General features: G+C 58.1%; 11 protein-coding genes and 1 tRNA gene. 9 read left to right on the plus strand and 3 right to left on the minus strand.

From position 1 onward, the window contains the following. Positions 1-74 precede the first annotated feature (74 nt). Positions 75-1,340 carry an O-acetylhomoserine aminocarboxypropyltransferase/cysteine synthase family protein gene (locus tag ACZM8Y_RS09115; protein WP_337432002.1) on the minus strand — a complete coding sequence of 422 codons (1,266 nt, stop codon included), beginning with the start codon at positions 1,338-1,340 and terminating at the stop codon, positions 75-77. 315 nt (positions 1,341-1,655) lie between these two features. Between ACZM8Y_RS09115 and ACZM8Y_RS09120 the strand changes: the two genes are divergently transcribed. Further along, positions 1,656-2,528, plus strand: coding sequence for a methionyl aminopeptidase (locus tag ACZM8Y_RS09120; RefSeq protein WP_337432001.1), 873 nt, complete (start codon positions 1,656-1,658; stop codon positions 2,526-2,528). A gap of 483 nt (positions 2,529-3,011) precedes the next feature. On the opposite strand, the gene ACZM8Y_RS09125 is transcribed toward ACZM8Y_RS09120, so the two are convergent. Continuing rightward, positions 3,012-3,101, minus strand: a tRNA-Ser gene (locus ACZM8Y_RS09125). Between the two features lie 589 nt (positions 3,102-3,690). On the opposite strand from ACZM8Y_RS09125, the gene qrcA reads away from it, so the two are divergent. The 8 genes from qrcA to ACZM8Y_RS09165 all read left to right on the plus strand — a co-directional run bounded on the left by qrcA (position 3,691) and on the right by ACZM8Y_RS09165 (position 11,948). Then, the gene (gene qrcA, locus ACZM8Y_RS09130; protein ID WP_302553359.1) at positions 3,691-4,332 is read left to right on the plus strand and encodes a menaquinone reductase multiheme cytochrome c subunit QrcA; all 642 of its coding nucleotides are present in this window, start codon (positions 3,691-3,693) and stop codon (positions 4,330-4,332) included. A 10-nt stretch (positions 4,333-4,342) separates the two neighbouring features. Further along, the gene (qrcB, locus tag ACZM8Y_RS09135; protein WP_482331797.1) at positions 4,343-6,460 is read left to right on the plus strand and encodes a menaquinone reductase molybdopterin-binding-like subunit QrcB; all 2,118 of its coding nucleotides are present in this window, start codon (positions 4,343-4,345) and stop codon (positions 6,458-6,460) included. Positions 6,461-6,472: 12 nt separating this feature from the next. Continuing rightward, a complete protein-coding gene (gene qrcC / locus ACZM8Y_RS09140; RefSeq protein WP_302553357.1) occupies positions 6,473-7,240 on the plus strand; it encodes a menaquinone reductase iron-sulfur cluster-binding subunit QrcC in 768 nt (255 codons plus the stop codon). 4 nt (positions 7,241-7,244) lie between these two features. Further along, entirely contained in the window at positions 7,245-8,501 is a 1,257-nt protein-coding gene (qrcD, locus tag ACZM8Y_RS09145; protein WP_302553356.1) for a menaquinone reductase integral membrane subunit QrcD, read from the plus strand. A gap of 205 nt (positions 8,502-8,706) precedes the next feature. Further along, positions 8,707-9,195: a CvpA family protein gene (locus ACZM8Y_RS09150; RefSeq protein WP_482331783.1), complete on the plus strand. Its 489-nt coding sequence runs from the start codon at positions 8,707-8,709 to the stop codon at positions 9,193-9,195. A 1,008-nt stretch (positions 9,196-10,203) separates the two neighbouring features. Beyond that, positions 10,204-11,058 (plus strand): nucleoside triphosphate pyrophosphohydrolase, encoded by an 855-nt coding sequence (mazG, locus tag ACZM8Y_RS09155; protein ID WP_302553354.1) that lies wholly within the window; start codon positions 10,204-10,206, stop codon positions 11,056-11,058. A 145-nt stretch (positions 11,059-11,203) separates the two neighbouring features. Continuing rightward, on the plus strand, positions 11,204-11,716 hold the full coding sequence (locus ACZM8Y_RS09160) for an adenylate kinase (protein WP_482331776.1): 513 nt from the start codon (positions 11,204-11,206) through the stop codon (positions 11,714-11,716). A 52-nt stretch (positions 11,717-11,768) separates the two neighbouring features. Beyond that, positions 11,769-11,948 carry a hypothetical protein gene (locus ACZM8Y_RS09165; protein WP_302553351.1) on the plus strand — a complete coding sequence of 60 codons (180 nt, stop codon included), beginning with the start codon at positions 11,769-11,771 and terminating at the stop codon, positions 11,946-11,948. Between the two features lie 995 nt (positions 11,949-12,943). Here the strand turns inward: ACZM8Y_RS09165 and hysA are convergent. Further along, positions 12,944-14,383 carry a NiFeSe hydrogenase large subunit HysA gene (gene hysA, locus ACZM8Y_RS09170; RefSeq protein WP_337430899.1) on the minus strand — a complete coding sequence of 480 codons (1,440 nt, stop codon included), beginning with the start codon at positions 14,381-14,383 and terminating at the stop codon, positions 12,944-12,946. Positions 14,384-14,454 lie beyond the last annotated feature (71 nt).

Below are 14,454 nucleotides of genomic sequence, written 5' to 3' on the forward strand. Positions count from 1 at the left end.
GGGTGGGGTTTGGGGAGGGGGAAGGGCCCCTTTTCCAAAAGGGGCCCTTCCCCCTCCCCAAACCAACTCCCTCCTTACGCCTTCGCCAGAGCCTGCTCCAGATCGGCGATGATGTCCTTGATGTTCTCGATGCCGACGGAGAGCCGCACCATGCCGGGGGTGATCCCGGCGCTGACAAGCTGCTCGTCGGTGAGCTGGCGATGCGTGGAGCTGGCGGGGTGCAGCACACAGGTGCGGATGTCCGCCACATGCACGAGCAGCGAGGCCATCTTGAGGCTGTCGATAAACCGGGCTCCGGCTTCGCGCCCGCCCTTGAGCGAGAAGGAGATCACGCCGCTGCACCCGTTGGGCAGGTATTTTGCGGCCCGCTCCTTGTAGGGGCTGCCGTCCAGCGTGGGGTAGCTCACGGATTCGACCTTGTCGTGCTTCTCAAGCCAGTGGGCGACGGCATCGGCGTTCCGGCTGTGGCGCTCAATGCGCAGGGGCAGGGTTTCAAGCCCCTGATTGATCAGGAAGGCCCCGAACGGCGTCTGACAGGCCCCCATATCCCGCATCATCTGCGTGCGCGCCTTGACGATATAGGCGGCCTTGCCGAAGGACTGCGTATAAATGGTTCCGTGGTAGGACTCGTCGGGCTCGGTGAATTCCGGGAACTTGCCGTTCGTCCAGTCGAAGGTTCCGCCGTCCACGATCACGCCGCCCATTTGCAGGGCGTGCCCGTCCATGTATTTGGTGGTCGAATGCACCACGATGTCCGCCCCAAATGCAATGGGGCGGCACAGAACCGGCGTGGCGAACGTGTTGTCCACGATCAGCGGCACGCCGTTCTTATGGGCGATGCGGGCGAACTTTTCGATGTCCAGCACTTCAATGCTCGGATTGGCGATGGTCTCGCCGAACAGCGCCTTGGTGTTGGGGCGGAACGCGGCCTGAATCTCCTCTTCGGAGGCTTCCGGGGACACGAAGGTCACTTCAATGCCGAGCCTCTTGAGCGTCACGGCGAACAGGTTCAGCGAGCCGCCGTAGATGGCGGAGGAGCTGACGATATGATCCCCGGCAGCGGCAAGCGTCAGGATGGAAAACGTGGTTGCGGCCTGCCCGGAAGCGGTGCACAGCGCCCCTACCCCGCCTTCCAGCATGGCGATCTTCTGCTCGACGGCGTCCACGGTAGGATTGCCGAGGCGGGTATAGAAGAATCCGGCTTCCTCAAGGTCAAACAGCTTGCTGACCTGTTCGGTCGACTCATACTTAAACGTTGTGCTCTGGCAGATGGGCAGGGTCTGCGGTTCGCCGTTTTTCGGGGAATACCCGGCATACAGGCATTGCGTTTCGATTTCCATTGTTCTCTCCGTTCAGGATGTTTCCTTCCGCAACCTGCGGACGGGTACGGCGTTCCCGGAAGCGTTTCCCGTGGGCATCCGCCCTTTCCGGGCGGCGGGCACATCTCCGCAAATGGGCTATAAATAAAGCGTGTTTCCGCGCGGATAAAAGATATATCACTATAGCTTGATATGTCAATTTAAAACAGCCCCCGCCGCCGGGATTCGACAACGCGGGCCGGGCGGAGTATGCTCTGCACGCTTCCCGTGCGGGATTTCCTTCTGCTGCGCCCCCCCTTTCCCGCACGCCCCAAAGAGACTCGGAGAAAGAACACCGTGGATCAGAAACGAAACCGCAAAACACTGAGCTGGTGCGGAAGCCGCAAACGCAAGGCCGCACGCACGCCATACGACGCCCGGATCACCGAATACGCCCATCAGGGCCACCTTGTCCCGCCCCGAAGCATCCTCAAAACGCCCGAACAGATCGCGGGCATCCGTGAAAGCGGCAAGATCAATATCGCCGTGCTTGACCATGTGGCGGCGCACATCAAGGCGGGCATGACCACCGCCGAAATCGACAGGCTGGTTTTTGAAAAGACCAAGGAACTCGGCGGCGTCCCCGCCCCGCTCGGCTACCGCGGATTCCCCAAGAGCACCTGCACCTCCATCAACGAGGAAGTCTGCCACGGCATCCCCTCCGACGATGTGGTGCTCAAAGATGGCGACATCGTCAATGTGGACGTTTCAACCATCTACAACAGCTACTTTTCCGACTCCTCGCGGATGTTCTGCATCGGCACAGTCAGCAGGGAAAAGCGCCGGCTCGTGGACGTGGCCCGCGAATGCGTGGAGCTGGGATTGCAGGAAGTGAAGCCGTGGGGCTTCCTCGGCGACATGGGGCAGGCCGTGCACGACAACGCGAAAAGGCACGGCTACAGCGTAGTCCGCGAAGTGGGCGGGCACGGCGTGGGCATCCGGTTCCATGAGGAGCCGTTCGTCAGCTACGTCACCAAGCGCGGGACGGACATGCTGCTGGTTCCCGGCATGATCTTTACCATCGAGCCGATGATCAACATGGGCAAGGATGCCGTCGTGTTGGACAAGGCCAACGGCTGGACGATCCGCACGGCGGACGGCGCGCCCTCCGCACAGTGGGAAATCATGGTGCTGGTCACGGAAGACGGGCACGAGGTGCTGGCCTACTGAGCGTCCATAGGGCCGCCTTCCCGCTCCGGGCGAAGGCGGCCTTTTCCAACCGGGCTTGCAGCGTATCCGATACCGGCGGCCTTCATCCAAAAGGACAGCCCTTGTCGTACCGCCTCCCCCGCAGCGCCTGAACATTCCGCAACCCACCGATACGCCAGCTTTTCTCTTTTGATCTATAGAAAATGGCTGATGCTTTTTCCTTGAAGTTCCAAAGAAATAACCGTCAAAATGCCTCAGCTATGGCTCCCGCCAAGGGGAAATCTGGAGAAAAAGGCTGTCTTTTCACCGCGCTATGGAGATGAAACTGCCACATACCTGACAGAGCCTTCTCTTTCACCAGCCCGGCAGGTTGGTTTTCGCCATGTCTGCCTCCACGTGCGGGTGGCTTACCGTGTTTCGAGGGACACCCCTGAAAAAAGAACGGCCCATAACGCTATCTCTTCAATAGGTTACGGGCCGCTCTGGAAAGTTCGGCTTTGAGCTTGGCGGAAGGGGAGGGATTTGAACCCCCGGACGCCTCACGACGTCAACGGTTTTCAAGACCGCCGCATTAAGCCGCTCTGCCACCCTTCCGCGGAGCCGTCCGGCAAGCGAACGGCAAGTACTGAACGTCATAAAGCGGAGCGGCCCGTGGGTCAAGCGAAAACAGAGGGCTTCCCCGCAGCCGCACACCTTGTTTTTCCCTTCCTTCCCTTGCGGTTCCCGTGGGGCTTTCGGTTTCATAAAAATCTTATACCGTTTTTTTGCATTTTTTTAGCCTTTCCAACACGGGTGATATATTGTACTGTATGACGATTTTGACAGAATTCGCATAGTTCGAGAAAAAAAGCACATTTCGGACCCACCCAGAATCTCCTGAAAAAGGAATGCGTTCCGCAAGGGCGCTTTTCAGGAACCATAGCTTTTTTGATCAGGCGTTTTTGTCAGGACGGCATGTTCGGCCGACGGCGGCCGACCGGGGCCATATGTTGCCAAGCGCTTGCCATGTCTTGTGTCTTGACACGTGTTTGCCCGGTCGCCTACACCATGATGACGGTGAAAAAGCGCGCCCGTTCCCCCTTGCGGGAAAAGGGCGCCAAGGACGGTTTTCCTGTCTCATGACGTGCCGCGGCCAAGAGGCGAATGGTTTTCAGCAACACAACCATTTCAAGAGGCGAAGGGTATGGAGGATAGGCAGAACAACGCGCCTTCCCACGAGAAGGCCCGCAGTCTGGCAAAACGACTTGAATTCGGTCCCGCACCGTTCATCGTCGGTCTTGTCGTTGCGCTCGTGTTTGGCTGGTGGATTTTCCCGGAACTTTTGTTCAGCAGACAGGATCAGCCTGTGCAGTTCAGCCATGAGACGCATCTCAAAGATGCTTCCCTGGACTGTTCGGTCTGTCACCATCTCCGTGCGGACGGGACGTTCGACGCCCTGCCCTCCACGAAGGACTGTGCGGTCTGCCACTCGCAGATGCTCGGCAAAAGCAAGGCCGAACGGGTCTTCTTCAACGAATACGTCAAGAAGGGCAAGGAAGTGGACTGGAAAGTCTACCAGAAGCAGCCTGACAACGTATTCTTCAGCCATGCCGTGCACTCGCTGGCGACCTGCAACAACTGTCATGAGTTCTCCGAGCGTGAGCTTTGTTCCTCGTGCCATCTCGACATGGCTTCCAGCAAAAAGCCGCCCGTGTTCCGCGAGAACAGGATCTCCGGCTACAGCCAGGACACCATGAAGATGTGGCAGTGTGAAGCATGCCATGCCAATCCCAATCACTTTGGCAGCACCAATGCCAGCAACGCGTGCTTTGTCTGCCACAAGTAAGGAGACACCAATGCTTGACAGACGAGGCTTTCTGAAATTCATCGGCGGGGCCGCCGTGGGTACGCTGGCGACTCCTGTGATCTGGAAGGGTTTGGACGATATCTCCATCTGGTCGCAAAACTGGCCGTGGATCCCTTCCCTGCAATACGGCAACAACGAAAACACGTATATCCGCACGGTCAGCAAGCTCTGCCCTTCCGCCGGGGCCACCAAAATCCGCCTCGTGGGCGGGCGTCCCGTGCGCGTCCTCAGCGATCCTGAGAGCCCGCTTGGCGGCGGCGTCACCGCGCTGGCCGCTACCGAAGTCCAGATGCGCTACAGCCCGGCCCGCCTCAAGCGGCCCCTGCTCCGCAGCCCGGACGGGGCCTACGGGGAAATCACGTGGGAAGAGGCTGAAAAGCTGCTGCTCGAAAAACTCGCCGCAGCCAAGAAACAGGCCGGGTGTGACCATGACAGCGTGGTCTGCATTTCCGGCGACGAAAACGGCACCATGAACGAGCTGCTCGCGGGCTTTGCCGCCCAGACCGGCTCAGGCCACTTCTTCGCCATGCCCAGCGATGCGCAGACCACCGCGCAGGCGTGGAGGCTCATGGGTGGGCGCGGGCGCGTCGGCTTCGACATCCCCAACAGCGACTACGTCTTCGCCGTCGGCGCCAACGTGCTGGAAACGTGGGGCCCGGTGGTCGTCAACCGCCACGCGTGGGGGCAGGCCCGTCCCGCGGGCGCCGAACCCGCCATGCGCCTGGCCTATGCCGGGCCCGTGCAGAACAACACGGCCGCGGGCGCCGATCTCTGGCTGCCCATCAAGCCCGGCACGGAACTGTTCCTGCTCCTTGGCGTCGCCCGCCAGCTCATCAAGGACGGCGTGGCCGCCCCCGCCAAAGGGCTGGATGAATTCGTGGAGCTGGTCGCCAAATGGACGCCGGAAAAGGTCTGCGCAATCACGGGCCTCATGCCCGAACGCTTCGCCGCCGTCGTCGAAGGGCTCAAGAAGGCCAAGAAGCCCCTCGTGGTCGTCGGTTCCGAGATGGATCAGGGCGGCGGCACCGCCCCCGTCCGCATCGGCATGGCGATCAACATGCTTCTCGACCGCGTAAACAAGGAAGGCGGGATGCGCGTTATCCCGCTGGCCCCCGCCGCGGTGAAAGGTTCCGCATCCTATGACGTGCTCATGCAGGGCGACCTTGTCAGCTACGCCGCTGAAATGGCGCAGGGGAACAGGCCCGAAGTGGGCGTCCTCATGATCTATGAGGCAAACCCCGTCTATGCCCTGCCCGGCAAGGACATTGAAGCCGTCTTCAAGAAAAGCGGCTTCTCGGTGGCCTTCACCTGCTTCTTCGATGAAACCGCCCGCCGCTGCGATCTCGTGCTGCCCAACGCCCTGGGCCTCGAACGCTACGACGACGTGGCCGACCCCTTCGGCTACGGCAAATTCGTCTACGCGCTGGTTCGCCCCGTGGCCGAGCCGCTCTATCAGGCGCGGCCCGCCGGCGACGTGATCATCGACATGGCCTACAAGCTCGGCATCAACCTCGGCGTTTCCGACGTCGTGACCATGCTCAAGACCAAAGCCTTCAACATGGGCGCCGACTGGGGCTCCCTGAGCGACGGCAACGTCTACGTCAGCGACATCGTGGTTCCCCAAAAGGTATTGAAAGAGCTCTTGGAGTACGGCTCAGGCTCCGAACTCTCCGCCGCCATCGAGAAGGCCGAAGCCCAAGCCTCCTCCGGCAAGGGGCTGGCCGTGGCCTTCGTGAGCAAGCTTGGCCTCGGCACGCCCGAAACCGCCATCCCGCCCTTCAACACCAAGCTCATCACCAACGATGAACTGGACAAAAACGTGCTCGTCGCCGCCGTCAACGGGGCCACGCTCAAAAAGCTCGGCCTGTACGAGGGCAACCGCGTCGTCCTGACCGGCAAGGCCGGGAAGGTTATGGCGAAGATCCGCGTCTTTGAAGGCGTTACCGACGATACCGTAGCGTTGACCATGGGCTTCGGGCATACGGCTTTCGGGGAGTTCAACGACGGCAAGGGCATGGACGTTATGGCCCTCGTCACGCCCTCTTTCGAGCCCGGTTCCGGCCTCTCCGTCTGGAACGATACCCGCGTGAACGTCGCCCAAGCATAAGGATTCGTAATCATGTCCGAAGTGAAAGAATTCGACATCAAATGGACAATGGTCGTCGATCTTGACAAGTGCACGGGCTGCGGCGCCTGCATGGTGGCCTGCCAAGCCGAAAACAATGTCGCCCCCAACCCCGACGGCACGAACAAGGTCCGCTCCATCAACTGGATGAAGGTGTACCGCCTCTCCAACAATAAACCGTTCCCGGAACACGACACGGCCTACCTGCCCCGCCCCTGCATGCAGTGCGGGAAGCCCTCCTGCGTGTCCGTCTGCCCCGTCGTCGCCACCGACAAGAACGAAGAGGGCGGCATCGTCAGCCAGGTCTATCCCCGCTGCATCGGCTGCCGGTACTGCATGGCCTCATGCCCTTACCATGCCCGTTACTTCAACTGGTATGATCCGATCTGGCCGGAAGGCATGGAAAAAACCCTTACCCCGGACGTTTCCGTACGTCCCCGCGGCGTGGTGGAGAAGTGCACCTTCTGCCATCACCGCTGGATGAAGGCCAAGGACAAGGCCATTGCCGAGGGGCGCAACCCCTACGATCTGGCCGATGGGGAATATGTGACCTCCTGCACCGAGGTATGCCCCAACGGGGCAATCTCCTTCGGCGATTCCAAGAATCCCGAACACAAGGTGTATGAGCTGATCCGGAGCCCCCACGCCTTCCGCCTTCTGGAGCGCCTGGGAACCGACCCGCAGGTGTACTACCTGAGCAAGCGCGAATGGGTGCGCCGTCAGGGCGACAACTACCTGGAAAACGAAAAGACCAAGGGGTAGGTCAATGGAAGTGAAAAACTACAACCAGCCCGTCGACGCCGCCCTCTTCCCTGAAGGGTGCCCGCGTTGTTCGCTGCTGAAATTCCTGCTGCATCTTGTTCCCGTGGCCGCGGTCGGCCTGTGGGGCGCCTATGCCGCCTTCCGCGTCCTTGCCTATGGCCTCGGCGAAACCGGCCTTGACGACTACTTCGGGTTCGGCCTCTGGATCACCTTCGACCTCGCCGTCATCGCCCTCGGCGCGGGCGCGTTCTTCACCGGCGCGCTGCGCTACCTGCTGAACATCGACGCCTTGAAGAACATCATCAACCTGACGGTCGTGGTGGGCTTCCTGTGCTACTCCGGCGCCATGCTGGTGCTCGTTCTCGACATCGGCCAGCCGCTCCGCGCATGGTTCGGCTACTGGCATCCGAACGTCCACTCCATGCTGACCGAAGTCATCTTCTGCATCACCTGCTACTGCACCGTGCTCATCATCGAGTACGTGCCTTTGGCGCTGGAAAACCGGCAGTTGGCGAAGAACAAGCTCGCCCACGCCATCGCCCACAATTTCCACCTGATCATGCCCCTGTTCGCGGGCATCGGCGCCTTCCTGTCCACGTTCCACCAAGGCTCCCTCGGCGGCATGTACGGCGTGCTTTTCGGCCGCCCCTACATCCTGCGCGACGGGTTCTTCATCTGGCCGTGGACGTTCTTCCTGTATATCCTCTCCGCCGTGGGTTCCGGCCCCATGTTCACCGTGCTCGTCTGCACGTTCATGGAAAAGCTCACCGGCCGCAGGCTCGTTTCCTGGGACGTGAAGCAGCTCATGGGCAAAATCGCCGGGACGATGTTCACCATCTACATGGTGTTCAAGCTGGCCGACACCGCCGCGTGGGTTTGGGACATCCTCCCCCGTTCCGGCATGACTTTCGATCAGATGTTCCACGGCTGGATCTACGGCAAGTGGCTCCTCTTCGCCGAGCTCGTGGTTTGCGGCGTCGTGCCCGCATACCTGCTTTTCTCGAAGAAGTGCCGCTCCAACCCGGCCCTGTTCTACCTTGGCGGCATCCTCGCCTGCGTCGGCGTGACCATCAACCGCTACGTCATGACCGTTCAAGCCCTCGCCATCCCGGTCATGCCCTTCGACACGTGGGAATTCTACACTCCCAACTGGGCCGAATGGGGCGCGTCCTTCATGGTCATTTCCTATGCGTGGCTCTGCCTTGCCATCTCTTACCGCTATCTCCCCATGTTCCCGCAGGAACGTGAGCTGAACAAGTAAAAAAGATTGGGAGGGGCGGGGAAACCTTTCTGGAGAAAGGTTCTCCCCGCCCCTCCCAAACCCTCCCCACCCCTTCCAAAGACTTTCGCGTTTCGGATCGGGGAGGCTCAAAAAGTATTCCGCATGACGACGCTGTGATCCGCCGGATTGCAGCGTTTGCCGTACCTGCCCCCGGAACGGGGAAAACCTTCAGCCCCTTTTTCCTATGACGCTTCCTTACGACCTGAATATACTGGATGTCGTGCTGCTTTCGGTCATCGCCCTGTTTACCCTGCGCGGCGCGCTGCGCGGCTTTCTTGACGAAGTGGCGGGGCTTGTGGGCATCATCGGCGGCATATGGCTCGCCGGACGCTATTATGGCGAGCTGGGCCGCATTTTTTCCCAGTATACGACCTCCCAATGGGTCTACATCGTCGCCTATGTGCTGATCCTCTGCATGGTGATGTTCGTCATCAGCATGGCATCCCGCGCCCTCCACTCGTTCCTCAAGATGGCCTATGCCGACTGGATCAACCATGTCGCCGGGGCGGCCGTGGGCGGGCTCAAAGGCTTCCTCATCTGCGCCGTCATGGTCACCCTGCTCACCTATTTCCTCAACGACGCCGATTTCATCAGAAAATCGCGCATGATCCAGCCGATCAAGGAAACCATCGTCGTCTTCAAGCAATTCCTCCCCGAACAATATCGAAAATAACAAGGGGAGAAAAAAGAATGGGAAAGCCCCCTTCCGCAAAACGGAGGCACGGCACCAACGGCAAGGCCGAATGAAAAGGCCCTGTCATACATATGGTTGCTTCATCTCCACAGTATGGCGAAAATACAGGTTTTTCCCAGTCTTCCCATTGGCGGAATCCATAGTTGGAGCAAATCAACTTTAACGCTTTTTGCAACATTAAAGTTCGGCTCTGTTATAATATGTGGTTGTTTCATCTCCACAGTGCGATGAAAAATAGAGCTTTTTTTCCAGTTTTCCCCTTGGCGGGATCCACGGCTAAGGCATTTTTCCGGTTATCCCTTTGGAGTTTCAAGGAAAAAAACATCAACCATTTTCTATAACATAGCCTAAAGTTTAAGGCTCTCTCGATCCGGCATTAAACAGCGTAAATACATTGTGCCTATGCCTTTACAGCGACCGCCTGTTTCCCGCAGTCAGAAAAGCCTTTTCAGCGTGAAAACGCTCCAAGGCATTTTGCTGGCTATTCCTTTGGAACTCCAAGGAAAAAAGCATCAACCGTTTCCTATGGCACAGCCTAAAGTTTAAGGCTCTCTCGATCCGGCATCAAACAGCGCAAATACATTGTGCCTATGCCTTTGCAGCGACAGCCTGCTTCCCGCAGTCGGAAGAGCCTTTTCAGCGTGAAAACGCTCCAAGGCATTTTGCTGGCTATTCCTTTGGAACTCCAAGGAAAAAAGCATCAGCCGTTTCCTATGGCACAGCCAATGAAAAAGCCAGCCATGCCTTCCAAATGGGGTTCTTCTCTCCGCCGGAGCGGACTCCCTCCGCGCAGCCTCCCCACCAATCAAAAATCTTTGGAGGATGAGAGGAGGGGGTGCGGGGGAGGGGGGAAGGAACCTTTCTCAAGAAAGGTTCCTTCCCCCCTCCCCCGCATGCTTTCCCCTTCCAGCTTGAACTCCCCGTTCTTCCGGGATATGTCTGTTGACGGCCCACATTTTCCAACTGCGAACCGAAAAGGGAAACCTCATGTCCGATACCACCACCGCGCCCGCCGCTGCCGACGCCGCCACGCAAGCCGCGCTCGAACGCCTCAATTCCGTCATCGACCGCCTCATCGCACCGGACGGCTGTCCGTGGGACAGCACGCAGACGCCGGAATCGCTGACCGAATACGTCATTGAAGAATGCCACGAACTCGTGGACGCCATCCGCTCCGGCAAGACCGCCGATATGGTCGAAGAACTGGGCGACGTGGCCTTCCTGATCCTGCTGATCGGCAAGCTCATGGCCCGCGCGGGAGGCCCTTCCCTCGCCGACGCGCTTGAAGTCGAAGCCGCCAAGATGGTGCGCCGCCATCCCCATGTTTTCAGCGATACGACCTATGAAAGCCAGTCCGAACAGCTCAAGGACTGGGATCGCATCAAACGCGAGGAAAAGGCCGCTGCGGACGCCGAAGGCCCCAAGGGAACCTATGACAGCCTGCCGCGCGGCCTGCCGCCCCTGACGAAGGCCTACCGCATCCACGCCAAGGCCGACCGCGTGGGCTTCACATGGCCCGAAAACGAAGACGTCGAAAAGCAGGTTGAGGCCGAATGGCTGGAACTGCTTGATGCGATGGCTTCCGACGACGCCGAGGCCATCGAACACGAGTTCGGCGACCATATGTTCACCCTCGTCGAACTTGGCCGCCGCAAGGGGATCAAGGCGGCCCCCGCCCTGAACGCCGCCACGGAACGCTTCCTTGCCCGCTTTGAACGCATGGAGGCCCTCGCCCGCGAGCGCGGCCTTGATTTCGTCAGCCTTTCCCTCGACGACAAGGACGACCTCTGGAACGAGGCCAAAGCCGCCGAGAAGCCCGATACGAAGCCGGAACAGGAATAAACTGGAAAGGGCGGGGCCGTTTCCCGAACGCCCCGCCCTTTCCGATCAGCAAGCAAAATGCCGCCCTTTCCCCGGCCCCCTCAAAAGGGGCTTTTGGGGGACACAACGGCCCTCTATTTCCTTCACTTTTCCCCGGTACGATACAATGATCCTTTTGATTGCAGGCGCTTCGCATACAGGGAAAACCGTTTTAGCGCAAAGGCTGCTGGGAAAATACAACTATCCGTATTTATCCATCGACCTGTTGAAGATGGGGCTCATCAGGAGCGGAAATACCGGCCTAACGCCCGAACAGGATGAGGCTTTGCAAGCCTATCTCTGGCCGATCGTCAAAGAGATGATCAAGACAGCCATTGAAAACCGCCAAAACCTCATCGTCGAAGGCTGCTACATTCCCTTTGATTGGAAAAAAGATTTTCCTGATAGCTACTTGGAACAAATACGCTACTATTGCCTTGTGATGACGGAAGCGTATATCGAAAGCCACTTTGATGAAATCAAAAAACATGCTGACGCCATTGAAGCGCGCCTTGACGATTCATGGTGCACAAAAGAGTTCGTGCTTCAAGATAACGCATACAACTTCAAGATGTGCAAGCGGCATGGCTGCAACTGCATCCTTATTGACGGCAGCTACCACGTAGACATAGAACTTTAAAAACCTATTTTTATCATCCAGTTAAATAATAAAAAAGGGCTTTGCCATATACGTGGTTGTTTCATCTCCACAGCATGGTGAAAATACAGCCTTTTCTCCAGTTTTTCCCCTTGGCGGACTTCATGGCCGAGGTATTTTGTTGTTCATTCCCTTAGAACTTCAAGAAAAAAGGCATCAACCATTTTCTAGGACACAGCCTAAAAAACAAGACTCTGCCATAGGAAATGATTGATGCTTTATTTCTCAAAATTCCAACGGAATAACCAATAAAATCCTCCAACCATAGAGCCAATCAACGGAAAAATGAAAGAAACAGCCTCTCTTTTCACCATACTGTGTAGATGAAACAACTTTATTCTATGACACAGCCTGAAAAAGAAGGCCCTGTCATAGTATGCGGCTGTTTCATCTCCCACAGCACGGTAAAAATACAGCCTTTTCTCCAGTTTTCCCCTTGGCGGACTTCATGGCTGGGGCATTTTGCCGGTTATTCCCTTAGAACTTCAAGGAAAAAGGCATCAACCATTTTCGGTGACACAGCCTAAAAAATGAGACTCTGCCATAGGAAATGGTTGATGCTTTATTTCTCAAAATTCCAACGGAATAACCAATAAAATCCTCCAACCATAGAGCCCATCAACGGAAAAATGAAAGAAACAGCCCCTTTTTTCACCATACTGTGGAGATGAAACAACCATATTCTAGGACACAGCCTGAAAAACAAGCCCCTGTCATCGTATGCGGCTGTTTCATCTCCCACAGCGCGGTAAAAATACAGCCTTTTTCTCCAATTTTCCCATCGGCGGAATCCACGGTTAAGGCATTTTGCGGATTATTCCTTTGGAACTTCAAGGAAAAAACATCAACCGTTTTCTATGACACAGCCCCAAATAATAGGGGCGGGACGCCATTCGCGGCTGCCCCGCCCCTTTTTCATGACAATATGCGGGGCCCATTACGAAGCGGTACGGCCCTCTTCTGGGGAAAACAGAAGCACCATACGGCCTATTTCCCCAATATCTTTGAAAACGGGGACTCCCTCAGCGCCGCCTCCCCACCAGTCGAAAGTCTTGGGAGAGGAAGGGGTGGGGTTTGGGGAGGGGGAGGAGAAGCCCTTCTCCAGAAGGGTTCTCCTCCCCCTCCCCAATTCTTATACCACGCTTAATCCATGTTGATGACGGCAACCTTGCCGGTTTCGGCGTGCAGCACGTGCACGGCACAACCCAGTCACGGGTCAAAGGCGCGGATGAGCCGCGCTATGTTGACGGGATTTTCAATATCCGGCACGGGCACGCCGATGAGGGCCTCCTCAAGAGCGCCGCGCATGCCGGTATCGCTGCGGGGAGCGCAGTTCCAAAGGGTCGCGGACACGATCTGGTAGTTGGCGATCTTGCCGTTGCGAACCTTGGTGAAGTGCATCAGCGAACCGCGAGGCGCTTCGGTAAAGCCGAACCCTTCGGAATCCTTCATCACCGGCATGGAGAACGTCTCCTCGTCGGGATGCACTTCCTTGAGGAAGCGCTCGATGACGTCCAGCATGAGATAGGCTTCTTCAGCGCGGGCCACGTGGCGGCCAAGCAGCGAGAAGGCAAGGTCTTCGCCCATGTCGCGGAAGTTCTTCACGTCGAGGCCGAAATACTCCTTGAACAGCTTCTGGCCGATGGGCGAAATGGGCTTGTTGTTCACCCACATACGCGCCAACGGGCCGACTTCCATAGGCTTCCCGTTGTACAGGGGGGCCTTCACGAAGCTGTACGCGCCCTTCTTGTCCACTTCGAGGACGTTTTCACCCTTGGTAAAGGGCTTGCCGGAGGTGGAGTCCGCGAACCACGAATACTTGACGTCTTCGGTGACCTTCTTCACGTCGAAGGGCATGTCCTTGCCGTCCTGATAGGCCCCGGCCTTGAACACGAATTCCTTGCCCTCGTCGTCCAGCGGGAACACGCCCACGCACAGCGCGTTGCGGTATCCCTGCCCGAACGTCCCAAGATCCTTGTACTGGCTGCCGACGAGATACACCACGGGAAGGTACTTTTCCTCGACGAACTTGCGAACCTTCTTGAAGCGGGCCGCGTATTCGACGAGCTTTTCCTTCGTGGGGATTTCAGAAGCGCCGCCGGCGAGGATGCCGTGCACATGGGGCATACGGCCGCCGAAAAGCGCGACCATCTCATGGCACACGGCGCGCACTTCCAACGCTTCGACATACTGGTCGACGCCCACGGCGTTGATGGCCGGGGGAAGGCGCAGATCCGGCTTGGCGTAGCGCGGCATGAACGGGGCGGTGTCCGGCCCCTGAATGAAATCCTGCCCCGCCAGATGATAAAAATGCAGGATGTGCGACTGGAGGTAGTTCGCGCCGAGGATCAGGTTGCGGGTGGCGCGGCCGTTGCTCGGAACCGCGGTGCCGCTGGCCTTTTCCAGCGCGATGCTGGCGGCGGTGGCGTGGGCGGTGGGACACACGCCGCAGATGCGCTGCACGATCTGGGCGGCGTCGCGCGGATGGCGCCCCCGCAGGATGGATTCAAAACCACGGTACATGCCGCCGGTCAGCTTCGCATCGACGACCTTGCCGTTTTCAACCACGACCTCGGCCTTGAGATGGCCTTCGATGCGGGTCACCGGATCAATGGCAATCGTGGTTTTCTTCTGGGTAACTTCTGCCATAAAGTGGCTCCTCAAAAGCGACTGGAACGGGAAAGCCCGTTCAGAGTGTCAGATAAGCGCAACCCCGGAGG

This window comes from Bilophila sp., assembly GCF_057864385.1.

Coding starts and splice junctions, on each gene's coding strand:
- mazG (WP_302553354.1), top strand. CDS start 10,204: ATGTCCGATACCACCACCGCGCCCGCCGCTGCCGACGCCGCCACGCAA.
- qrcD (WP_302553356.1), top strand. CDS start 7,245: ATGGAAGTGAAAAACTACAACCAGCCCGTCGACGCCGCCCTCTTCCCT.
- ACZM8Y_RS09115 (WP_337432002.1), bottom strand. CDS start 1,340: ATGGAAATCGAAACGCAATGCCTGTATGCCGGGTATTCCCCGAAAAAC.
- qrcB (WP_482331797.1), top strand. CDS start 4,343: ATGCTTGACAGACGAGGCTTTCTGAAATTCATCGGCGGGGCCGCCGTG.
- qrcC (WP_302553357.1), top strand. CDS start 6,473: ATGTCCGAAGTGAAAGAATTCGACATCAAATGGACAATGGTCGTCGAT.
- hysA (WP_337430899.1), bottom strand. CDS start 14,383: ATGGCAGAAGTTACCCAGAAGAAAACCACGATTGCCATTGATCCGGTG.
- qrcA (WP_302553359.1), top strand. CDS start 3,691: ATGGAGGATAGGCAGAACAACGCGCCTTCCCACGAGAAGGCCCGCAGT.
- ACZM8Y_RS09150 (WP_482331783.1), top strand. CDS start 8,707: ATGACGCTTCCTTACGACCTGAATATACTGGATGTCGTGCTGCTTTCG.
- ACZM8Y_RS09160 (WP_482331776.1), top strand. CDS start 11,204: ATGATCCTTTTGATTGCAGGCGCTTCGCATACAGGGAAAACCGTTTTA.